This window comes from Mesorhizobium sp. M4B.F.Ca.ET.214.01.1.1, from assembly GCF_004791545.1.
Lineage (GTDB): Bacteria > Pseudomonadota > Alphaproteobacteria > Rhizobiales > Rhizobiaceae > Mesorhizobium > Mesorhizobium abyssinicae.
This window is the reverse complement of record NZ_SRUX01000015.1, coordinates 67,756-88,569: the sequence shown is the minus strand read 5'-3', so window position 1 is coordinate 88,569 and position 20,814 is coordinate 67,756. Positions and strand designations below refer to the sequence as shown.

At 63.7% G+C, this 20,814-nt stretch carries 19 protein-coding genes and 2 pseudogenes; 13 read left to right on the top strand and 8 right to left on the bottom strand.

Features of this window, described 5'->3' with window-relative positions:
• Positions 1-2: 2 nt before the first annotated feature.
• The 3 genes and pseudogenes from EN857_RS26150 to EN857_RS26140 form a co-directional block, all read right to left on the bottom strand.
• Entirely contained in the window at positions 3-698 is a 696-nt protein-coding gene (locus EN857_RS26150; RefSeq protein ID WP_245509034.1) for a substrate-binding domain-containing protein, read from the bottom strand.
• Between the two features lie 93 nt (positions 699-791).
• A pseudogene (locus tag EN857_RS35865) lies at positions 792-884 on the bottom strand (LysR family transcriptional regulator); the annotation flags it as partial.
• Between the two features lie 106 nt (positions 885-990).
• The gene (locus EN857_RS26140) at positions 991-1,176 is read right to left on the bottom strand and encodes a hypothetical protein (protein WP_127392398.1); all 186 of its coding nucleotides are present in this window, start codon (positions 1,174-1,176) and stop codon (positions 991-993) included.
• Between the two features lie 237 nt (positions 1,177-1,413).
• Between EN857_RS26140 and EN857_RS26135 the strand changes: the two genes are divergently transcribed.
• The 12 genes and pseudogenes from EN857_RS26135 to EN857_RS26080 all read left to right on the top strand — a co-directional run bounded on the left by EN857_RS26135 (position 1,414) and on the right by EN857_RS26080 (position 10,530).
• A complete protein-coding gene (locus EN857_RS26135) occupies positions 1,414-2,064 on the top strand; it encodes a type III secretion protein (protein WP_245493512.1) in 651 nt (216 codons plus the stop codon).
• Positions 2,065-2,081: 17 nt separating this feature from the next.
• Positions 2,082-2,714, top strand: a complete 633-nt coding sequence (locus EN857_RS26130; protein ID WP_128346939.1) for a hypothetical protein — start codon at positions 2,082-2,084, stop codon at positions 2,712-2,714.
• 10 nt (positions 2,715-2,724) lie between these two features.
• Entirely contained in the window at positions 2,725-3,564 is an 840-nt protein-coding gene (gene sctJ / locus EN857_RS26125) for a type III secretion inner membrane ring lipoprotein SctJ (RefSeq protein WP_348630795.1), read from the top strand.
• Complete coding sequence (locus EN857_RS26120) at positions 3,561-4,190, top strand: SctK family type III secretion system sorting platform protein (RefSeq protein WP_128346938.1); 630 nt, start codon at positions 3,561-3,563, stop codon at positions 4,188-4,190. The genes sctJ and EN857_RS26120 overlap by 4 nt, the downstream gene beginning before the upstream one ends.
• A complete protein-coding gene (sctL, locus tag EN857_RS26115) occupies positions 4,187-4,804 on the top strand; it encodes a type III secretion system stator protein SctL (protein WP_127394121.1) in 618 nt (205 codons plus the stop codon). Before EN857_RS26120 ends, sctL begins: the two co-directional genes overlap by 4 nt.
• Positions 4,801-6,150, top strand: coding sequence for a FliI/YscN family ATPase (locus EN857_RS26110; RefSeq protein ID WP_135859330.1), 1,350 nt, complete (start codon positions 4,801-4,803; stop codon positions 6,148-6,150). The genes sctL and EN857_RS26110 overlap by 4 nt, the downstream gene beginning before the upstream one ends.
• A complete protein-coding gene (locus EN857_RS26105; RefSeq protein ID WP_127392988.1) occupies positions 6,147-6,635 on the top strand; it encodes a YscO family type III secretion system apparatus protein in 489 nt (162 codons plus the stop codon). The genes EN857_RS26110 and EN857_RS26105 overlap by 4 nt, the downstream gene beginning before the upstream one ends.
• A gap of 213 nt (positions 6,636-6,848) precedes the next feature.
• On the top strand, positions 6,849-7,772 hold the full coding sequence (gene sctQ / locus EN857_RS26100; RefSeq protein ID WP_189379639.1) for a type III secretion system cytoplasmic ring protein SctQ: 924 nt from the start codon (positions 6,849-6,851) through the stop codon (positions 7,770-7,772).
• Positions 7,765-8,415: pseudogene (gene sctR / locus EN857_RS26095) on the top strand (type III secretion system export apparatus subunit SctR); the annotation flags it as partial. The gene sctQ and the pseudogene sctR, both read left to right, overlap by 8 nt.
• Before the next feature lie 21 nt (positions 8,416-8,436).
• Positions 8,437-8,706, top strand: a complete 270-nt coding sequence (locus EN857_RS26090; protein WP_127285468.1) for a flagellar biosynthetic protein FliQ — start codon at positions 8,437-8,439, stop codon at positions 8,704-8,706.
• 9 nt (positions 8,707-8,715) lie between these two features.
• Positions 8,716-9,531, top strand: coding sequence for a type III secretion system export apparatus subunit SctT (gene sctT, locus EN857_RS26085; protein WP_127392986.1), 816 nt, complete (start codon positions 8,716-8,718; stop codon positions 9,529-9,531).
• A gap of 171 nt (positions 9,532-9,702) precedes the next feature.
• Positions 9,703-10,530, top strand: coding sequence for a DUF1445 domain-containing protein (locus tag EN857_RS26080; protein ID WP_135859329.1), 828 nt, complete (start codon positions 9,703-9,705; stop codon positions 10,528-10,530).
• Between the two features lie 167 nt (positions 10,531-10,697).
• On the opposite strand, the gene EN857_RS26075 is transcribed toward EN857_RS26080, so the two are convergent.
• Positions 10,698-11,660: a dihydrodipicolinate synthase family protein gene (locus EN857_RS26075; RefSeq protein ID WP_127392984.1), complete on the bottom strand. Its 963-nt coding sequence runs from the start codon at positions 11,658-11,660 to the stop codon at positions 10,698-10,700.
• A gap of 95 nt (positions 11,661-11,755) precedes the next feature.
• Between EN857_RS26075 and EN857_RS26070 the strand changes: the two genes are divergently transcribed.
• On the top strand, positions 11,756-12,796 hold the full coding sequence (locus EN857_RS26070; RefSeq protein ID WP_127392983.1) for a proline racemase family protein: 1,041 nt from the start codon (positions 11,756-11,758) through the stop codon (positions 12,794-12,796).
• 59 nt (positions 12,797-12,855) lie between these two features.
• Here EN857_RS26070 and EN857_RS26065 read toward each other — a convergent pair whose 3' ends face one another.
• From EN857_RS26065 to EN857_RS26050, 4 genes are all read right to left on the bottom strand, one after another.
• On the bottom strand, positions 12,856-14,475 hold the full coding sequence (locus tag EN857_RS26065) for a GNAT family N-acetyltransferase (protein ID WP_128346389.1): 1,620 nt from the start codon (positions 14,473-14,475) through the stop codon (positions 12,856-12,858).
• 33 nt (positions 14,476-14,508) lie between these two features.
• A complete protein-coding gene (locus EN857_RS26060) occupies positions 14,509-15,849 on the bottom strand; it encodes an HlyD family type I secretion periplasmic adaptor subunit (protein WP_127393888.1) in 1,341 nt (446 codons plus the stop codon).
• A gap of 12 nt (positions 15,850-15,861) precedes the next feature.
• Positions 15,862-18,249 (bottom strand): type I secretion system permease/ATPase, encoded by a 2,388-nt coding sequence (locus EN857_RS26055; RefSeq protein WP_245511347.1) that lies wholly within the window; start codon positions 18,247-18,249, stop codon positions 15,862-15,864.
• 504 nt (positions 18,250-18,753) lie between these two features.
• Positions 18,754-20,799, bottom strand: coding sequence for a type I secretion protein (locus tag EN857_RS26050; protein WP_127394138.1), 2,046 nt, complete (start codon positions 20,797-20,799; stop codon positions 18,754-18,756).
• Positions 20,800-20,814: the final 15 nt, after the last annotated feature.

The following is a 20,814-nucleotide window of genomic DNA, read 5'->3' as shown; positions in this document are numbered from 1 at the left end:
GTCTAGTCAGCAGGAGCCTTGCCGATCCTTGCGGCATAGGCGTGTGCGACACAGGCGGCCAGCTTCGCCGCCCGCTCCGCGATCGGATTGGAGGGCTCGGAAGAGTAGGAGGCGGTAAACCGCAGGTCGGACGGGTGCCATTCGCAATCGATGATGCGCAGTTGGCCGCCTGCGGCATAGTCCCGGACCACTTCCTCGGGGAGAGAGGCTATGCCGATACCGTTGATCGTCATCTTGATGGACGCGGCCAGCGAATTGGCCGGAAAGATGCGCGGCGTCTCTTCCAACTCGCCGGTCAGCTTGCGGTAAAGCTCGCTGTAGGGCGTTGTGGTGCGCGCGTAGCTGATGATGGGAAATTGCATCAGATCGTTCAGCGTCAGCTTGCGCCGGTTCGGCAATTTCAGCTGCGGCGAGCACACCCAGACGAGCGGAAAGGACGGCAGTCCGATATTCTCGATGCTGTACTCCAGAACCGGGCCCATCAGCACCGCAAGATCGAGTCTATGCGACATGAGTTCGTTGCGAAGGGTGGTCGTCGCGTCAACGACGATATCGGTGTCGATCAGCGGATAGTTTGCCTGCAACTCCTTCAGGAAATCCGGCAGCCAGGTGTGCACGATGGTTTCGGCAACGCCGAGCCTGAGCACTCCCGCCGTTTCTGAAAGGGAGTTGGCCGTCAGCTGCAGCCTTTCCGCCACGCGCAAGACGCGTTGCGCGGGCGGCAGCAGCCGCTGTCCCTCGGCAGTCAGCCTGACGGTGCTGCTTTGCCGCTCGAACAGCTTGGCACCCAGCGCTTCTTCCAGGCCGGCAATTCGGGTGGATACCGCCGGCTGCGTTGTGTTCAGCCGTTCGGCCGCCTTTCGAAAGCTTCCGAAAGTCGCCACCAGCAGAAATGTTTCGAGCTGCTTGATGTTGAAAGGGATCACGATTCAATGCCGGACAATAATCTGGGCGCCGATCTTCACTCGGTCATATAGGTCGATGACGTCTTCATTGGTCATGCGGATAGCCGCTGTTCGATCGAGCCTGCGCCGGCGCCATGGCGACAGTCAACGTGGCAGCAATCAGAACTGATTCACCCAAGCTCTGGGCGAGGCTCAGCCCGATCGACGTCCAGCGCCCCGGACTTCCGGTGGGAGCGTCCAGACGCGCGACCAGGTTCTTGCTTGCCGCCACCGAGGCCGATCCTTCCCATCCAGGCATTGAATCCGGCGATCACGAAGCGGTGATGCCTGATTCCAGCGCGCACCATATCGCTTTGCTCGCCGTTCGCAACATTTGGAACCAAATGCACATGAGCAATCCAATTGGACTTCCAATTTTGCGGTGTGCACGATAAGAGGGAGTTGGCGGGTAAACCAATGAGACAGGCGAGGCGGGTCATCGCTCCGCGTCGTCCTGTGACAGGATCAAATGTTGACGGGACGCGGTACCTGCCATGCGCACTGGTTGTCGGGAGCCAAGGCTGTCTTCGCGGCCGGCGGCCTCGCGATGATCCTGGCGCTTGGCCTCGCTTCGTCTCGGGCGAGCGCCGCCGAGCCACGCTGGCCTGCCGGTCCTTACAAATACATCACGGTCGATCAGTCGGTGACGGACGCGCTGATCGAGCTCGGTCGCAACATGGGGGTGCCCATGCGTGTCGGCAAGCTTGTGAAAGGGCGCCTGAGCGCCGGCATGCCGGTTGGAACTGCCCGCGAATTCCTGGAAGAGATCTGCAATCGGTACGGCCTGGTCTGGCATTTCGACGGCATCGTCATGAACGTCGCGACCGAGGCTGAAGTCCAGACCGAGATGATCCCGCTCGATGCCAACACGGCTGCCGGCGCGGAAGATCGGCTGCAGCGGTTGGGCGTCATCGATCCGAGGTTTCCGATCAAGGTTTCCAGGCAAGACGATGTCGTCTCGGTGTCGGGGCCGCCGTCCTACGTCGAACTCGTGAGGAAGACGCTCGGAGTTCCTGCCGCATCGAGCCCGAAGCGGGAGCCCGGCAAGGTCGTTTCGATCCGCGTTTTCCGCGGCGGCAAGCTGGCGGAGACACAGAATGTGCCCGTCACACCGAACTGAAACAGGAGGCCAGGTTCATGCAGATCGCGCCGATTGGAGCCCTGGAAGCAACGCTGGCAAATTTGACCACCAGCATAAGTTCGCAACAGCAGATCACCGCCGGCGCGGCAGCGCAGCCGGGCAACCGGATGGTGGGCGCCAAGCAGGAAAAGCACGATGTCGCAAAGGCCAGCACGCCCGACCGAGGCGATGTCGCCACGCCGGCAGGTCGGCAGGTGGCGCAGGCATCGTCCGGCGCCAATCCGGCAATGGCCGGACAATCCGCCAAAGCGGAACGCACCGAGCCGATCGTGGAGCGCCAACTCTTCGACTATCTGGCCGAGGCGGAGAAGGCAGGGGGTGGGGCGCTCACCGATCCGTCGGCACTGTTCGGTTCCGCCGTTCGGTCGCTTGAAGGAACCATGCAGCAGGTCCAGAAAGCCCTCGGCCAGGCGAACGCCCCGGTGAACGCTGAAGCAGCCTCGCTGCAGGAGGCCACCGGCAAGGCGGCGCCGTCGGGCAAGGAAGGCGAAAGCGCGCCGGCAAAGAACGCCGAGCAACTGCTCGAGCGATCGATTTCGGTGATGTGGGCAGCCGCCAATCTCGAGGTGGTGACGAGCAGCGTGACCGCCGTCACGTCGTCCACCAGCACGCTGATCAAGCAACAGTAAGCGCTACGGAGTGTTCGTGCTCACGCTATCCTTGCCGCGGCGATCAACGCTTTTGAATCGGTGCGGCGCCCGGTGCCGCGTCGCGCTGGTTGTCATGGGCATGCTTGTGCTCCAGGCGTGCTCGGTGGAGCTCTATTCCAACCTCAACCAGCAGCAGGCCAACGAGATCGTCGCCACGCTGATGCGTCGCGGGATCCCGGCCCAGCGCGAGGCCGGCAAGGACGGCAAGATGACGGTGTCTGTGCAGAAGGGCCGTTTCGCCGAAGCCATGGCAATCCTCGACGAAAGCGGACTGCCCAAGCAGGAATTCCAGACGCTCGGCGAGGTGTTCAAGAGAGACGGGCTGGTGTCCTCGCCGGTGGAAGAGCGGGCGACGATGATCTACGGCCTGAGCCAGGAGCTTTCGCAGACGATCTCGGACATCGACGGCGTGCTTTCCGCACGCGTCCATCTCGTCTTGCCGGAGAACGATCCGCTGAGACAGCAGCTGGTGCCGTCTTCCGCCTCCGTCTTCATCCGCCATCGCGCGTCGGTTCCGATGAATGAGCTGATCCCGCAGGTCAAGATGCTGGTGGCCAAGGGTATCGCCGGACTGACCTATGACAATGTCTCGGTCACGCTCATCCCGGTGGCCGCGAAGGCCCCCGAGCACGAAACCGCCGAAGCAGGCTTCACGACATTCCTTGGCCTCTGGCTGCATCCGGACAGCGTCGCCGCCGCGATGTGGCTGTTCTACGGCATGGCTGCGGCCATACTGGCGCTGGCTGCCCGGCTGGCCTACCTCCAGTGGTATCGACGGCCGGGTGTCTATGCGCTCGACGCGTCCGCTCTGCCGGTGAAGAAGACATGACCGGGACCGGCTCGCAGCAAACCGCCAGCCCGGAATGGCAGGCATTCATGGCCAATCCCGCATCCTATGCGGATGCAGCCCGGCTTGCGGAATGCTTTGACGGCACGATAAGCGAGGCCGCCTGCGAGCGCATGCTGCGATCGCAGCGCCTGCAGGAACGACTGTCCAAATTGCTGCTCGAGCGCTACCGGCTCCATTCCGCGGCCGATGAGCCGGCCGACGCGGTGGATCGGGCGATCGCGTTGTCATCGGGTGAGGAGTTGGAGGAGCTTGCGCTCCGCTCGGGCGCGATCTACTGGGCCGGCAGTCTGGCCGCTGTCATCGATGGACGCGAAGCCGCCGGATTGCAGGCGGCCCTTGGCGCCGATCTCTGCGCCTTGTTGGTCGCCAACCGCGATCTCGCCGGTCCGACCCAGTCCTTGCAGCCCTTGGAAGATATTCACGATCGCGTCTATGCCGATGGGCTGAGCTGCCTTGGCGCGTGGTGTCAGGCGATGCCCGGCGAGACGAGCATGCGGGTTCGCCTCAAGCTGATGCCGCACGGGTCTGTCGACGCAGCGGCGGCCGAAGCATTTGCCGCTGCCGGTCCGGCGATTGTTCGACGAGCGATGAGCGAGACGAGATGATCGAACCGGGCAAAGCGATCGACGCCATGCCGAGACGCCCTTCTGCGCGCATCCTGCGCGCCGCGGAAGCGCGCGCCTGGCAGGATGGGCACGCCTTTCTCGACGAGGCGAGGCACGATGCGCAGCAGTTGCGCGAAGCCGCCCGGCGAGCCTACGCGGCCGAATATGCGCAGGGCTATGAGGACGGCAAGGCGCAGGGCGATGCGGACGCCACGCGGCTGATCGGCGAAACAGCGGTCAAGGTGGATCGCTATCTCGCCGGGCTGGAGACCGAAGTCATCGGCCTGGCCATCGAAATCGTCAGGCGAATGCTGGGCGAGTTCGACGTCGGCACGCTTGTCGCCAAGGCCGCGAGACAGGCGGTTTCCGAAATTCGCCGTGCCAAATATCTGAAGGTCCGGGTTCATCCCGCTTCCGTCGACAGGGTCCGGGACGAGCTGAACGCCGTCCTGCGCGACAGTGATCTGGGCATGACCGTCGAGATCGACGCGGATGATGCGCTGGCGGTCGGCGCCTGCATCGTTTCGACCGACTTTGCCGTCGTCGATGCCAGCATCGACGCGCAGCTCAAGGCCATAGCTGCCGCTATCGCGTCGAAGGCGGAGGTTGCATGACGACGCCCGCTGCCGAAATCGAAAATCGCCTGGCGTCCATCATCCCCGGCCTGCGCTCCGGCCTGCGCGACGATGCCAGCCGGCCGAGGCGAGGGCGCGTGCGGAGGGTCACCGGCACCGTCATCCACGCGACCGTGGAGGAGGCCCGGATCGGCGAGATATGCGAACTGATCGACCCCAGGACAGGCAGGACGACCAGGGCGGAAGTGGTCGGCCTGCTGGACGAGATGGCGATCCTCGTTCCGCTTGGCGATCTGACCGGCCTTTCGAGCCTGACCGAGGTCGTTGCGACCGGAAAGGACCAGCAGGTGCCCGTCGGTCCCGGCCTTCTTGGCCGGGTGATCAGCGCGCTCGGCGAGCCATTGGACGGCAAGCCGCTTGCGCCGGATGGCATTGCCGGCAGCTATCCGGTCAACGCCTATCCGCCATCTCCGCTTGAGCGCAGTCTGATTTCCGAGCCGATCCAGCTCGGCATCCGCGCCCTCGATGGGCTGCTCACCTGCGCGCGCGGGCAACGCGTCGGTATCTTCGGCGAACCTGGCGTCGGCAAGTCGCTCCTGCTTTCAGATATCGTCAGCGGCACCGACGCCGATGTCGCCGTGGTCGCCCTTGTCGGCGAACGCGGGCGCGAGGTGCGCGAATTCGTTGAGCATCAGCTTGGAGCGGAAGGGCGGGAGCGGGCGATCGTCGTCGTCGCGACATCCGACCGGCCTGCCATCGAGCGCGTCAAGGCCGCTTATGTGGCGACCAGCATTGCGGAATATTTTCGCGACCAGGGCAAGCATGTGCTGCTTGCGATGGACAACATAACCAGGTTTGCCCGCGCGCAGCGCGAGATCGGCCTGGCCTCGGGCGAGCCGCCGACGCGGCGCGGTTTTCCGTCTTCGCTGTTCGCGGTCCTGCCGCGTCTGCTCGAACGCTCGGGGCCCGGTCGCATTGGGTCCATCACCAGCCTCTACAGCGTTCTCCTGGAAGGCGACGGCACGCTGGATCCGGTCGCCGAGGAGATCCAGGCGCTTCTCGATGGCCACGTCTTCCTGTCGAACGAGCTGGCGCAGCGCAACCATTTCCCCGCCATCGACGTCCTGCGCAGCCGAAGCCGTCTGATGGATGCCGTCGTGCCGCCGGCGCACCGGGCTGACGCCAGCCGCCTTCGCGAGCTGCTTGCCCGCTACGCCGACATCGAGCTTCTCCTGCGCGTCGGGGAGTATCAAAAGGGCAGCGATACCGTGGCGGACGAGGCGGTGGCGAAGATCGACGCCATCAATGACTTCCTGCGACAGCCGTCCGCCACGCACGAGGGCATCGAGAAGACACGCCAGCGCATGCGGGAGATCGTCCAATGAAGGCGCCTGACACGATCGCCCGGCTGCGCGACCTCAGACGCCGCCGCGAAGAGCGCGCAACGGAAGAGGTCATCAGAAGGCAAGCCGCCGCGCAGCGGGCTGCGAGGGAGGTCGAGGAAGCGGCGGCCGCCGTCACCGAACACCTTCAGCGCACGGTCGACGCCGAAGATGCAGCGTTCGGTGCGCTTGTCGGACAGCCGGTGAAGGCTGCCAGCCTGTATCGGCTTCAGGGTCGGTTCGAAGTCGCCGCCAGCAAAACCGGGCAATTGCGAGAGAACGAGAAGATGGCCGGCGTAGCCGAGCAGCGACGCAAAGTGGAGCTGTCGGCAGCCCGCAAGGATCATCGCGAGAGCATGAGGGCCGTGACGAAGCTGGACGGGCTGCTGGAGCACCTGACCAGGCGCACCGCACGTCGTCGCCTGGCGCTTGCCGAGCTTTCCGAGGAGGAGGAGCGCGGTCCATCGCGCTTGCCCACAGAACGATAGCCCCAATCCGTGATCGTGAATATGGATCTGATGCCTCAAGCCTTCGCGTCGGCAAAAAGGAAAACGCGGTCAAAACCGGCGAAGCGCGCGGCCGCACGGTCGAGCGTCGGCGATCTGCTGACGTTGGAATCCGTTGCGCCGGTTGACGTCGGTGCATTGAACGCCTTCTACCGCCGCCGCGCTCCCGCGGAGATCACGATTGCGGGGAAGGCCATGGCGATCGCGACGGTCTGGCCGGCGCCGAATCTTGCCAACGAGCGGCTTTGTACCATTGCGCTCACCGTCGGGGACGCGGTCGTCAACTTGCGCCTGCCGCTTTCTGTTGTCGAACGGGGCTTGGCCAGGGCGGACGAACTCCTCGACGTGCGACGATTGGCGCCTGCTCACGCCGCGCTGCTGCTGGAGGCCACGTTCGAGGACGATCTCGCTTGGATCGAGGGCAGGCTGGGCGAGAGGATCGCGATCACCTCGATCGCACCGGGAGATGCCGTTTCGGGCGAAACCTCATTCGCCCTTGTCCTGACCGGCAAGGATGAAGCGATCGACTGCGTCTTGCATGCTGACGACGCCGGCCTGGCGGCGCGGATCGGCCGCCTTCTCGACGAGCTCGGTAAGGCGAGGCCGCCGATCCCGGCCGGATTTCCGCTGCCGGTCCACCTTCGGCGTGGCCCGCTTGCGATCACCCTTGGCGAGTTGCGGAGCCTGCAGCCTGACGATGTAGTGCTTTTCAGGGATGCAGAGGAGGAACGCATGGCGGCGCTGGTGATTGCCGAGCGCCTCTATGCGCCGGTGGCCTTGACTGCCGATGGGCCGCAATTGCTTGCCGCGCCGACCGCAATCGCCGGATCGAATTGGGAGTGGACCATGAACGAGAACACGCCGCCGCCAGCCGGCCGGACCTTGGAAGAGTCGACCTTGGATGAGCTGCCGGTCGCGCTTGCCTTCGAGATCGGCCGCACGGCCATGCCGGTCGGCGAGATAAGGCAGCTTGCGCCCGGTTCTGTCGTTGCGCTCGCCGATGTCACGGAGGCGAGTGTCGACATCATCGCCAACGGCAAGCGTGTCGGTCGTGGCGAGATCGTGCGGATCGGCGAAAGCCTGGGCGTGCGGATCGTGCGCATGTTCGACAATGCTTGAGAATTCGCCCAACCTGCTCGGCATTCTGATCGCCGTCGGCTTCGTCGGCTTGCTGCCGCTGGCGGTCGTCACGATGACGGGCTTCCTGAAAATCTCGGTCGTGCTGTTTCTCATCCGCAATGCGCTCGGCGTCCAGCAGATGCCGCCCAATCTGGTGCTCTACGGCATAGCGCTGGTGCTCACCGTATACGTCACGACGCCGTTGCTGAGCGAGATGTCGGGGCGGCTTCAGGAGGGGCAGGTCCAGTTCCAGACGACGGATGACCTGGCCAGGGCGGCACAATTGGTCAGGGAACCGTTGCAACGACACCTGATGAAATTCACCCAGCCGCAGGAGCGGAAGTTCTTCCTCGACGGAACGAGCCGGCTGTGGCCGGAAGAGGCGCGCCAGAACCTGAAGGACGACGATCTCTCGATCCTTGTTCCCGCCTTTGTCGCCTCCGAGCTGACCCGTGCCTTCGAGATCGGCTTCCTGCTTTATCTCCCTTTCCTCATCATCGACATCGTCGTCGCCAACGTCCTGATGACGCTCGGCATGATCATGGTCTCGCCGGTCCTCATTTCGATACCGCTGAAACTGTTCCTTTTCGTCGCCATCGATGGCTGGTCGCGGCTGATGCATGGCCTCATCCTGAGCTATGGCTGACGCCGCCGGGGGTTTTGCATGAGCAATGACTTCATCCTGGCGAAGGTCCAAGGCGCGCTTTGGACGGTGCTGTTCGCGTCCAGCCCGGCGATCATCGCGGCGCTGGCGGTCGGCATCCTTGTCGGACTTGCCCAGGCGCTGACGCAGATCCAGGACCAGTCCTTGCCGCAGACGATCAAGCTCGTCGTGATCCTTTTGGTCATCATCGTCGTCGGCCCGCTGCTTGGACAGCAGATCGCGGAGCAGGCCTCGACGGCGCTGGACGAGTTCCCCGTCGTCACGCGTTGAGGCAGGCGGATGCCGGTCGAACCACTCTTCGCGTCGATAAAGGAGCTTCAGTTCTATCTGCTGGCCGGCGCTTTCGCGCTGGCGCGCATGACCGGTTTCATGCTCTTGATGCCGCTCTTTTCGCGGGTGCCGCTATCCGGGCTGCTGCGCAACGGCGTGGCTCTGGCGCTGGCGGTTCCGGTCTTTCCGATGATCGTGAACAAGCTGACGAGCACCGACATCACGACGACGATGATTGTGCTCTACATGCTCAAGGAGGTCGTGGTCGGGGTAACGCTCGGGCTGGCGATGGGCATACCGTTCTGGGCGGCGGAGGCTGCCGGCGACATCCTCGACCTGCAGCGCGGCTCGACGATGGGAACGCTGATCGACCCGATGATGACCCACGAGACGAGTGCCACCGGCACCTTGCTCGCGGTCATCATGGTCACGGTCTATCTGGCCGCCGGCGGCTTCGAACTTTCCCTGACCAGCCTCTATGACAGTTATGGCCTTTGGCCGATCGACCAGCTCATGCCCGTGTTCAGCAAGGATGCCGCCGTCATCTTCCTCGGTTTGCTGAACCGCATCCTGATGATGGCGCTGACACTCGTCTTCCCGCTCATCATCTGCATGCTCTTGTCCGACATCGTGCTTGCCTTCCTGGCGCGCGCCTCGCCGCACCTGAACGTCTTTGCGCTTTCGCTGGTCGTCAAGACGCTGGTCTTCAGCCTCGTCTTTGTCCTCTATGCGGCTTTCCTGCTGTTCTACATGAACCGGGACCTTGCCTTTCTGCACGAAGCTGGCCGGCAGATAGAGGCGATCGGCTGCCGCGGCTGCCGGTGAACGAAAAGATTTATTCGCAAACGCTAATGATAATAGCGGTCACCATTGGCCGACCAATAAATACAATTTATCGTTGGGGAAAGATTCTGACAATTTGACAAGCGGCCAACCCGCCGATGATCTTACGCGCTCTCGACGTGTCTCTGAAACGTGCATCTCACTTCGGAAGCCATGGCTCGCCTGACCACTTCATTGTTCTATGACAATTTGCGACTGGTCGATGCGGACGGGCTCCGCAGATTGGTCAGGATGGGTGCCTATGAAGGGCACACGGGCGGGCTTGCGCGCGGCAAGCTCCAGGCCAATGTCGTGATCGTGCCTCGCAGCTTTGCCGGCGATTTCCACCAGTTCTGCGTCCGCAACCCAAAACCCTGTCCATTGGTGGGCGTCAGCCGTGTCGGCAGCCCATTGCTCCCGACCCTGGGTGATATCGACATCCGCACCGACGCGCCCCAGTACAACATCTATTGCTTCGGGGAAGTGATCCATCAGACCACGGACATCATCGACCTGTGGCGCGAAGACTTCGCCGTGTTCGCGCTGGGCAGTTCGCTGACGGTCGAAGCCGCCCTTGTCGCCAAGGGCATCAAGCTCCGCAGCATCGGCTACGGCAACGCCTTGCCCAAATTCCGAACCAGGATCGAGACCCGCGGCGTCGGACCGTTTGGTGGCGAGATGGTCGTCTCCATGCGGCCGATAAGACAGTGCGACGTCGACAAGGTTCGCGCCCTTACCGCACGTTTTCCGCACGCCCATGGCTCTCCCATCCATGTCGGAGAGCCCGCCATCATTGGGATAGAGGACTTGATGGCTCCCGACTGGGGCGATGCGGTCGAGATCATGGACGGGGAGGTCCCTGTATTTTGGGGCAGCAGCCTGACCGCCCAGGATGCTCTTGCTCGTGCCGAATTGGCGATCTCGATCACGGTATCGCCGGGACACATGCTGATCACCGATGTGGATGCACGAGCGGGTGCGGGTGCATTCAAGGTCTACTAGCCTGGCCGCGCAGGAAAACGATTGCTTCCTGACGATCGGCCACTGCTCGCCATGATTGCGGCTCGAATTGGTAATGGCAATTCGAGCCGCGGACACCGCGCCGCCGCCAGCATAGATGAAAGGCCCCCTGCCTTCGGCTTATGGCGCGGAGATGATCTCGACCGGTCTCAGGCCGCATATCTCGCGATCACGCCGGGCTGCCTCGACCACTGGGCATACCAGCTGTCGAACAGCTTGAGCTGCGCTTCGACATAGCCGCGCTGGCTGTCGGTCAGGGCATCCGTCTCGTTGAAGTGCAGCCGGTACTCGGGATCCCCTTTCAGCACCATCATGTGCTTGAAATAAAGCACCAGGTCCGGACCCTCGTCGAAGGAGGAGAGAACGGCGAGCGCGGCTTCGAGCTCCTGCGCGCGCTGGCGGGCCTCGACGTCACCCTTGGCGGCCGCCTGGCTCAGTCCGACGAGATGCAGAACCTCCTTCGGCAAGACATTGCCGATGCCGGTGATGGCGCCGGACGCGCCGCAATTGACGAAGCCGTGGAAGACGGCGGTGTCGACGCCGATCATCAGCGCAACCTCATCGTCGCGGCTGGTGATGTTTTCGGCCGCATAGCGCAGATCCTGCGGGCCGCCGAACTCCTTGAAGCCGACAAGGTTCGGATGCTCGGCGCGCAGCGCGAAGAACAGGTCGGCGCGCGTGGCAAAGCCGTAATAGGGGCTGTTGTAGATGACCGCGGGCAGATCCGGCGCCCCGGCGAGGATCGCCTTGAAGTGGTGGCGCTGCGCCGTCACCGACGGTCCGCGCGACAAGACGCGCGGGATCACCATCAAGCCCCTCGCTCCGACCTTCTGGGCGTGGGCGGCGTGGGCCACGGCCTTGGCGGTGTTGACCGCGCCGGTTCCAACGATCACCGGCACGCCGGCCTTCACCAGGCGCTCGACGCCTTCCATGCGCTGCTCGTCGGTCAGGAGCGGCCAATCGCCCATCGAGCCGCAATAGACCACGGCAGACATTCCGGCCGCGATCAAGTCCCGCCCCTTGCGCACCAGCGCCTCGAAGTCGGGCTGGCGGTCCTCCGTGCAGGGTGTCATCAAGGCCGGCATGCAGCCGGAAAAGATATTGGCGCCCATTGGGATTCTCCTTGAGGCTGGCTGGCAGATTGACCAGTTTGTCCCGGAGCGGCACTGCTTGCCAAGCAAATAGTGGCGGAGGCCAGGGAGAAACAATGCGCACCAAAACAAGCATTCGTGTCGTCGGCTGCCATGCCGAAGGTGAAGTCGGCGACGTCATCGTCGGCGGCGTGCTGCCGCCGGCGGGCCGCACGATGATGGAAAAGATGGTCACGATGGAACGCGATCACGACCACATCCGCCGGATGCTGATCTGCGAGCCGCGCGGCAGCGTCGCGCGCCACGTCAACCTCCTGGTTCCATCGACGCGCGATGATTGCGCCGCCGGCGCCATCATCATGGAGCCGACGGAATACCCGCCGATGTCTGGCTCCAACACGATCTGCGTCGCCACGGTGCTGCTCGAGACCGGCATGGTGCCGATGCAGGAGCCTGAGACGCGCTTCAAGCTCGACATGCCGGGTGGCGTCATCGAAGTGCGCGCCGAATGCCGCGACGGCAAATGCGTCTCGATCACCTTGCGCAACGCGCCCGCCTTCGCCGAACGTCTCGATGCCAGCATCGAGGTCGAGGGGCTCGGCACGCTCACCGTCGACATCGCCTATGGCGGCATGTTCTACGCCATCGTCGATGCCATGGCGCTCGGCTTCTCGGTCGCTCCCGACGAGGCCCGCGAACTGGCGGTGGCCGGCGAGAAGATCAGGCACGCCGCGCGCGAGCAGCTCGATGTCGTGCATCCGGAGTTCGAACATGTACGCGGTGTCTCGATCGTGCAGTTCGCCATGCCGTTCCAGGGTCCGGGCAACGTCACCCGCAACACCTGCATCGTCTCGCCGGGACGCTCCGACCGCAGCCCAACAGGGACGGGCACGTCGGCCCGCATGGCGGTCCTGCAAGCGAGGGGCCTGATGCAGGTAGGCGAGGTGCTGATCCATGAATCGATCATCGGCTCCCGCTTCACCGGCAGGATCGTGGAGCTGACGGAAATCGGCGGTCGCAAGGCGATCGTTCCGGAGATCACCGGCCGGGCCTGGATCACCGGCGAGCATGTCTATTATCTCGATCCGACGGATCCATACCCCCAAGGCTATGTGCTGTCCGACACCTGGGGCACCTCGACTTCCGTGAAGCAGTAGAGCCCAACGTCAGGGCGAAGCTCGGGACGGAAAAGCGTTACACATTTCCTGGAATTGCCCTAAGCGCCCGCCTGCTCAAGGATTGGCGACCTGGCATTGCTTGGCTCGAGCCTGATGTAGCAGGGGTTTGCTTCCTCCTTCAGCTTCTGCAACTGCACACGAGCCTTGGCGCGCAGCACGGGGTCGACGGGTTTGTCGGCCTTGTCCTGCACCGCGCTCAGGACCTTCGCGGCCTCGTCCATCTGCCGCAATTGCGCCAGGCTGCGGCCGAGGCCGTATTGCGCCCCGGGAAGGTCCGGATTGAGCTCCAGCACCTTGCGGAAGGCGTCCGCGGCCTCCGCGTGGCGACTTAGCGCCTGGTACTCGATGGCGAGCCTCGACCACGCCTTGAGCGACTGAGGGGCGATCTCGACCAGCGTGGCGAAGGTATCGGCAGCCGACCAGTGGTCGCCCTTGGCCGCCAGCAATTGTCCCAAACCGTACAGGGTGCGGGAATGGCGGGGATTGACCTCGAGAATCTGGCGATAGCCGTTCTCGGCATTGGTCAGATTGCCCGCCTCATGGAACTTGGTCGCCTGCTCGAGCACGCTGCCGACGGATCTCGGGTCAAGCCGGTCACCGAGATTGCGACCGGTCCTGGTCTTGACCAGGACACAATGGATGGCGGTTTCCTCGACGCCGTAGGAGTATTTGTAGGCCTCGTTGCCGCGCAGGAAGTCGTAACTGCGGAAGCCCTGTTCGATAGCACGGCGAATGCAATAGCCATGCAGCACAAGCCCCGACGGAATGTCGTTGGCGGTCTCGTCGCGCCCGGCGAGATGGAAGAGCATCGCCTTTTTGACCGGATCGACCAGGAACGCCAGGCCGCCGAGCGGCTTGTCTGCCTGCCACAGGATCGGCAGGAAAAGCGTGCCGCTCTCGAAGGCGTCCTTGAACAATATCCGATTGGACCGCATCAGGCCCGGGATCAGGTTGCCTTTGCGCGGCGCCCATTTGATGCGCCACATTTCGAGGATGATGCCGATGTCGCGGTCGATCGTCGAGGCGTCGGCGTGGGTGATGCGAAACTCGTCGGAACTGTCCAGCTTGCGCAGGAAGCGTCTGATCTTCTGTCTGGTGTTCGAACTCGTGTTCTGCTCGAGATAGCTGTCCCAATTTCCCGGCAGGGCAACGGCCGGGCAGATGCAATTGTCGACATTGTCGGTCTTGTTGACGCGCTGCATCCTTTGGGCGGTGAGCCGCTTGTCGACGAGATTGTCGAGCAGCAGGCGCCGCCTCTTGTCGGACATGCGCAGATTCTCGAGATGCAGCTTGGCCCAGTTCATCTTCAGCAGATGGCCGGCAAGCGCCGGGATGGCGCGTTCGGCAAAGCCCGGCGCGCAAACGATGCCGGCATAGTCGGCCGCGTAGTTGCCGGCCATATTGATTTCGTTGTGGCAGAAGCCGGTCTTCTTGTTCAGCCTGGTGCGTAGCCGCAAAGGCAGCAGCGCGACATACGGAGTCCCTGGTCCCGGCCGGGCCGCCAGCACCGACCAGCCGCCCTCATAGCGGCGGACATAGGAAGACAGGAATGTACAGGAGAGGAAGAACTGGGCTTCGGGATCCTTTTCGTAAAGGTCGTCCCAGTTCTGCTTGAGCCCGTTCAAGGCCTCCCTTGTCGTAATGACATCGATCTGCATGGTGCCCCCGAATAATTCCTCTTTCCTTGTTGCTCACTGTTCCATGAAGGCTCTCGCCATGCTGTCGGCGATCGGCTTCGTCAGATAGCTGAAGAACGTCCTCGACTGGGTTTGCACGAGGATCTCGGCCGGCATTCCGGGCGTCGGCTGAAAGCCGTGCACCCTCGCCAGTTCGCTTGCCGGCAAGCGCACGCGCGCCAGATAGACTTCCTTGGGCGTGGGGCCGCTCATCTCCGGCAATGCGTCGGCCGAGACATAGTAGACCTCACCCTCCAGGACAGGCGTGGTGCGCCGGTTGAGCGCGATCAGCCGTATCGAAGCCTTCTGCCCGACCTTGACGTTGTCGATGTCGGTGCGCGGCACCTGCGCCTCGATGACCAGGGGCACATCGGAGGGGAGGATCTCGAGGATGGCCTTGCCGCTCTCAATGACACCGCCGGCGGTATGGTAGTACATGCGAATGATCGTGCCGGGCACGGGGGCATTGATGGTGACGCGGCGAAGCACATTCTCGGCCTCCCGCGACTGCTCGCGCACCGCGTCCAGTTCGGCCTCCAGGCTCTGCAACTCCTGAAGCGCGGCCTGGCGATAGGCATCCTTCGTCTGGGTTATCTGCTGCTCGAACCTGACGATCTGTTCGCGGTTCTCGGAGACTTCCGCCACCATCTTGCCGATCTGTCCGTCGGCATCGGCCATCGCCCGCTGGATCGCCTTGACCTCGGTTCCGCGGATCAGGCCCTGGTCGAGTAGCTTTTGCTTGCCGAGGTATTCCTCCTTGAGGAATTGCAATTGCCGCCGGACCGACGAGATCTGCTCGTCGATGCCTTCGTTGCGGAATTCCATCGCCTTCTTGTTCTGGTCGAACAGCGCTATCTCGCTGTCGCGCTTGCGTTCCGCAGCCTCGAAGTTGAGTTGCTGGCTCTCCATGATCGGCGTGATTTCCGGGTCGTAGCGGTTGTCGAGGACGATCGCCGGGAACTGGATGCTGGGGCTGCCCTGCACCTCGGCGTTCAACCGCGCCGAGATTGCCTCGAGCCGGGCCTTGCGCAGGAACAATTGCCGCTCGTTGGTCTGGGCGGCGGTTTCATCAAGCTTGATCAGCGGCTGGTCGAGGCTGACATGGTCGCCCTCGCTGACCAGGATTTCCTTGATGATGCCGCCCTCGAGATGCTGGACGATCTTGTTTTGCCCGGTGGCGACGAAACTGCCCTGGGCGATGATGGCGGACGCCAGCGGCGCCGTGGACGCCCAGGTGCCGAAGCCGCCGAAGGCCACGGTGATCAGCAGCAAGCCGACCGCCGTCTGCTTCCAGATCGAGCGCGGCACCTCGGAGTACCATTCTATGTCGTGAACTTTCGCGATGTCGGTCGTCATATGATTGCCCGCCTACTGGATCTGGCCAAACGCCCCGCCTTCGATGCTGAGCCCGCGCGACGCCAATGCCTGCAGGACATCCTGGCGCATGCCGAACAGGGCGACGGTGCCGTTGACGAGCAGGAGTATCTTGTCGACGCTCTTCAGCAGGGATGGCCGCTGGGTGATGGTGATAACCGTGATCTTGTGCTCCTTGGCGTGCTGGAGAGCTCGTTCCAGCGCCGCGTCACCCGCCGAGTCCAGGTTCGAGTTCGGCTCGTCGAGCACGACCAGGCGGGGATTGCCGAAGAAGGCTCTGGCAAGGGCGACGCGCTGCTTCTGGCCGCCGGAAAGCGGCGCGCCGTCGGCGGCGACGAAGGTCTCGTAGCCGTGCGGCAAGGTGGAGATCATCTCATGGACGTCGGCAAGCGCGGCGGCCTGATAGATCTCGGCGTCCGTTGCGTCGTCGCGCATGCGGGCGATGTTGGCCTTGATCGAAGCGGGAAACAGCTGAACATCCTGCGGCAGATAGCCGATGTTCTCGCCGAACTGGCGCGGATCCCAGTTGCGCAGATCCATGAGGTCCAGCCGGACGTTGCCCGATGTCGGCAGGATGGAGCCGACAAGCATCTTGCCCAGGGTCGTTTTGCCGGCGCCCGAATTTCCGATGATCGCAAGCGAGTCGCCCGGCGACAGCGCGAAGGAAATGCCGTTCAGTACCACCCGCTTGGTTCCCTGCGGCACGAAGAGAAGGCGTTCGACGTCGAGACGGCCTTCGGGACGTGGCAGGTTCAGCCGTTCGAAATTGAGCGGCGACGACTGCAGGAGCGATGCGATCCGGCCGTAGGCGGCGCGCGCATGCACGACCTGGTTCCAGCCCTCGATGGCGCCTTCGATCGGGCCCAGGGCACGACCGGCGATGATCGAGGCGGCGATGACCATGCCGCCGGTGAGATGGCCCTCGATCGACAGATGAGCGCCCCAGCCGAGCATCGTCACCTGGGTCAGGAGGCGCACCGCCTTCGACAGCGAGGCAAAGACGATGTTGCGGTCCTGCGCGATCACCTGGGCGCGAAGGGAGTTGGCCGTGTCCTTGCCCCAGATCTTCACTGCCTCCGGAATCATCGCCGTCGCATTGATGATCTGAGAGTTGCGCGACATGGAATCGAGATGGATGTTGGCCTTGCTCTGATGCGCGTTGGCTTCGCCGAAAGCGGCGGCCGTCGCGCGCTGGTTGAGCATCGTGATCATGAGCAGCATCAGTGCCGAGGCCGCGACGATGAACCCCTGATGCGGATGGATCAGGAACACCGCCAGCATCATGAAGGGAGCCATGGGCGCATCGAGGAACGACAGCAGGGTGCCGGATGTCAGGAAGGTTCTCAGCTGCTGCAGGTCGCCCAGGACCTGATATTCCTTGCCGTTGCTGTTGAGGGAGGCCCTGGCCGCGGCGCTGAGGATCGGCGCGCCCAGTTGGGCCGCGACCTCGACCGCCGTGCGCATCAGGATGAAGCGGCGAAGCGCGTCGAACATCGCCTGCAGCACGACGGCACCGACAATCACCACCGTCAGCATGACCAGCGTGTCGGCCGAGCGGCTGGTCAGGACGCGATCCGAAATCTGGAACAGGTAGATCGGGATCGCCAGGACCAGCATGTTGCAGGCAACGGTGAACATCATCACGATCGCCAGGTTTTTCCTGACCGCACTCAAACCGGCCTTGAGGGAGGCGCCGAAATCAACCGGTCCGAGGCGTTTGTGGAAGGCGCCGCTGCCGCCGCCACCGCCGCCCCGCCGGCCATTGTCGTCGCCGCGCGGGGGATCGCCGCCATCGGAGGTGCGCTCCCTTGCCACGATCGGACCAGTGTCGCCATCTATGGTGATCATGCCTGGCGACTTGGGCACATCCTTCATTTCGGATTTCGATGGTTTTTCGGGCGTTTCCGGCACCGCTTTGGCGTGGGGGGCGGCCGTGCCTTGCGGCGCGGGTTGCGGCCTTGCAGCCGCCGGCGGCACTGTGGCGCCTTGCTTCTCGATCGGCGACGCGGCCTTGGGCTCGGGTCCACGCTGGGGCGGGGGCTCCGGCCTTGCCGCCGCTGGTGCGGCCGTTGCGCCGTTACTCTCGCTCGTCGATGCCGGCCTCGGCTCCTGCACCGGCTGTGCGGATCCGGGTCTTTGCGCCGCCGGTGTCGGCTCGGGAGCGCGGGCCGGCGCGGAAGCAACGGCTGGAGCGCCGGCAGCGGCGTTCCGGCTCGAATGCCGCTCCTCAACCGGTCTGGCCGGTTGAGCGGAGGGTGCGGGGTTCGACCTGTCGGCCGCCGGCGCCGCCTTTGCGGCCGGCGCGGTTGGCGGCAACCCGTCTGAGCGGGTTGCCGGCTGCTGAACTGGATTTGGCCTTGGCTCAGGCCGCTTCTCCTGCATGGACAGGACGGATTTGACGGGGTCAGCCACCGGAGTCTTCGGTGCAGTAGCCTGCGGGCTCAAGGCCGGGGGCGCCATTCCCGCTTGCCCGGGCTGGCCGCCGCCCGCCGCCAGAACAGGCACGACGGAAGGCGCGGATACCGGTGCCGCTGGCCTGACCTGGGAGGCGGGGGCGGGGGCCGTCGCCTGTTCCCTTGTCGGCACGGCTCTTGGGCGGGCGGTCTCGACCGTCTGGCTGCCGGGCTGGGCTGGGGCCCGATCCTTCGTGCCCGCATGGGCCACGACGTTGTGCAGTTCGCCGACGACCGTGTCGATGGCCTCGATGGTGCGGTCTATGGCCCGCTCATGCTGCAGCAACGCGCTCGAAAGCGTCTTGCGGGGCATCTCGGAACCTGTTTTCGGCGATGCCTGCTCGTCCTCATGCAGGGTTGCCTCAAGGTCCTCGGCAAACGTCTCCCAGGACAGGTCGCGATCGTCGGTCATAATTTGCCCCCGGATCCCGGATCAAGCCAAAATCGTTTGCACGCCGTCGGCCTGAACATGGTCGGGCGTCGGGGCGATCGGATGGTCTACCTGCGCGGCATCGTCGGTGAGATCGTCGGCCAGGAAGGCGACCGCCTCGTTCACCAGCGCGTCCGGATTCTGTCCGCCGAGTTCCGGATCGCAGGAGATGATGTCTGCCTGGATCAAGATCTCGTGCGTATAGTGCTCGCCGCCGACATAGGTCTTGTCGGTTCCGTCGACGTCGATGATGCCTGCGAAGTTGGCCACCTGGTTGCCGCCGGTGGTGATCGTCCATTCCGCTTCGGGGTGGGCGACGAGCTGGTTCATCGCCAGGGCCACCTGGTCGCTGTCGCCCAGCACGTTGGTCTGGGAGACGTATTGCATGTTGATCAGGTCGCCCGAGATGTAGAGAACCCGCAAGTGACCGAGACCGTGGAACGCCGGGTCCTTCAGGATGTCGCCGGGATCGTCATCCTTGCCGGCGGCCATGTCGTGGGCCGCCTTCAGGTAAGACGCGGGCAATGCCTCGAAGTGGTTCTGCCCGCCGACGTTGATGATCGTCGCGTCGTTCCAGAGCAGGTTGCCGGCGGTCGAGTACGAGCCGCCTCCCGACGTCTCGAACCCATCGACGGCGCCGATAAGGTCGTTGTCGATCAGCAGGTTGAGCTGATGGATGATATTGGCGTCATAGATGTTGCCGCCGATGATGATCAGGTCGTAGTAGTGACCCAACTCACTGATCGACATATCGTTTATCGCTGTGTTGTCGCCCGTGCTCACCATGGTCCTGACGCCCGACGAGGACAGGATCGAGGTGTCGTTGTCCATCATGAAGCTGTATTGCTGCAGCCAGCTCATGATGATCAGATCGCCGGTGACTTGCGTCACCACCCACGCCGCGGGGAATCCGTCCGCGGGGGTCGGTGCTTCGTTGCCGGCCGAGGGATCGATGTGCTTGAACGCCGCGATGTTGAAGCACGCGTCGGCGGCATTGTCCAACGTCCAGCCGTTCAGGCTCGGGCCGGTCGCGTCGCTGTCGCAATAGGCGTTGATCTGAATGATGGCATTGATTTCATAGCTGTCTCCGACCGCGGCGACGACGGATGTCGTTGTCCAGTTGTTGGTCAGCACCGCGGAGTTGACCAGCGTGTTGCCGCCGGTGTCCAAATCGACGCAAGGGTTCAGCAAACCGTTGCCCCAGCCCGACATGAAGTCCGAGGAGTCCGGCGGCGTGTTGTAATCGTCCTTGTCGGGACCGTCGCTCGCGGCTTCGTTATCCTGCTGCTGTTCCTTGAGGATGTTGAGGTGGTCCTCCGCCTTCGGCGCGTCGGCTTCGTCGACCAGCTGACCGTTGACGTAGATGCCCGCGATCGGCCCCGAGGCCGCGTCCGGGTGCAGCACGAAGACGGTCGCGTCTCCGTCGAAACTGTCGGCATAGGCCGCTATCCGCTCGCCGGCGGTGATGACGGTGTTTGCCATCTCCTCGCCGGAACCAGGCATTGCCAGATCGTCGAGCGGCGATACTTCAGCCGCCTTGTTCATCAGGAAAGCCAGGTGGCTGCCGTCGTCGATCGCCGGCGTGAACGTCAGGCCGTGTCCGCCAGCGCTGACATAGTCGTTATCCGACAGGCGGATTTCCTGGTTGATGTACGCCGCAACCGCGCCTGGAGGTTCGATGTCAGGCAGAACCAGATGGCCGCCCGCTCCCGGCAGATGCGGGATGTGAAACAGATGGTGGCCATGGTGCAGGGGGCCGGCGTTCGGAATTTCGGGGGGCGTGTACCAGAAGCTCGAGCCGACCGTGTTCGGCACTAGCTCAGCCTTAAGTCCCATGTACGGAACATGCGGATCGAAATCGTCCAGCGTGTACGGCGCCTTGATGTTGATGTTCGTATTGGGAAGATCGGGGGTCTCTTCCTTGACGGCCTCGGCGATCTTGAATTCGTCGTAGCTCTTTAGCTGCCGTGCCTCCTCGACCGAGATTTCGAACATTCCGATGAAATGCGAGATAGCCTCGGAGATCTTGTCCAATTGCATCGAATACACGGTAGCCTCCGTATC

Excerpts from the sequence above, each read along its gene's own strand:
- EN857_RS26135 (WP_245493512.1), top strand. The coding sequence starts at position 1,414 with ATGTTGACGGGACGCGGTACCTGCCATGCGCACTGGTTGTCGGGAGCC.
- EN857_RS26130 (WP_128346939.1), top strand. The coding sequence starts at position 2,082 with ATGCAGATCGCGCCGATTGGAGCCCTGGAAGCAACGCTGGCAAATTTG.
- EN857_RS26120 (WP_128346938.1), top strand. The coding sequence starts at position 3,561 with ATGACCGGGACCGGCTCGCAGCAAACCGCCAGCCCGGAATGGCAGGCA.
- sctL (WP_127394121.1), top strand. The coding sequence starts at position 4,187 with ATGATCGAACCGGGCAAAGCGATCGACGCCATGCCGAGACGCCCTTCT.
- EN857_RS26110 (WP_135859330.1), top strand. The coding sequence starts at position 4,801 with ATGACGACGCCCGCTGCCGAAATCGAAAATCGCCTGGCGTCCATCATC.
- EN857_RS26105 (WP_127392988.1), top strand. The coding sequence starts at position 6,147 with ATGAAGGCGCCTGACACGATCGCCCGGCTGCGCGACCTCAGACGCCGC.
- sctQ (WP_189379639.1), top strand. The coding sequence starts at position 6,849 with ATGGCGATCGCGACGGTCTGGCCGGCGCCGAATCTTGCCAACGAGCGG.
- EN857_RS26090 (WP_127285468.1), top strand. The coding sequence starts at position 8,437 with ATGAGCAATGACTTCATCCTGGCGAAGGTCCAAGGCGCGCTTTGGACG.
- sctT (WP_127392986.1), top strand. The coding sequence starts at position 8,716 with ATGCCGGTCGAACCACTCTTCGCGTCGATAAAGGAGCTTCAGTTCTAT.
- EN857_RS26080 (WP_135859329.1), top strand. The coding sequence starts at position 9,703 with ATGGCTCGCCTGACCACTTCATTGTTCTATGACAATTTGCGACTGGTC.
- EN857_RS26075 (WP_127392984.1), bottom strand. The coding sequence starts at position 11,660 with ATGGGCGCCAATATCTTTTCCGGCTGCATGCCGGCCTTGATGACACCC.
- EN857_RS26070 (WP_127392983.1), top strand. The coding sequence starts at position 11,756 with ATGCGCACCAAAACAAGCATTCGTGTCGTCGGCTGCCATGCCGAAGGT.
- EN857_RS26065 (WP_128346389.1), bottom strand. The coding sequence starts at position 14,475 with ATGCAGATCGATGTCATTACGACAAGGGAGGCCTTGAACGGGCTCAAG.
- EN857_RS26060 (WP_127393888.1), bottom strand. The coding sequence starts at position 15,849 with ATGACGACCGACATCGCGAAAGTTCACGACATAGAATGGTACTCCGAG.
- EN857_RS26055 (WP_245511347.1), bottom strand. The coding sequence starts at position 18,249 with ATGCAGGAGAAGCGGCCTGAGCCAAGGCCAAATCCAGTTCAGCAGCCG.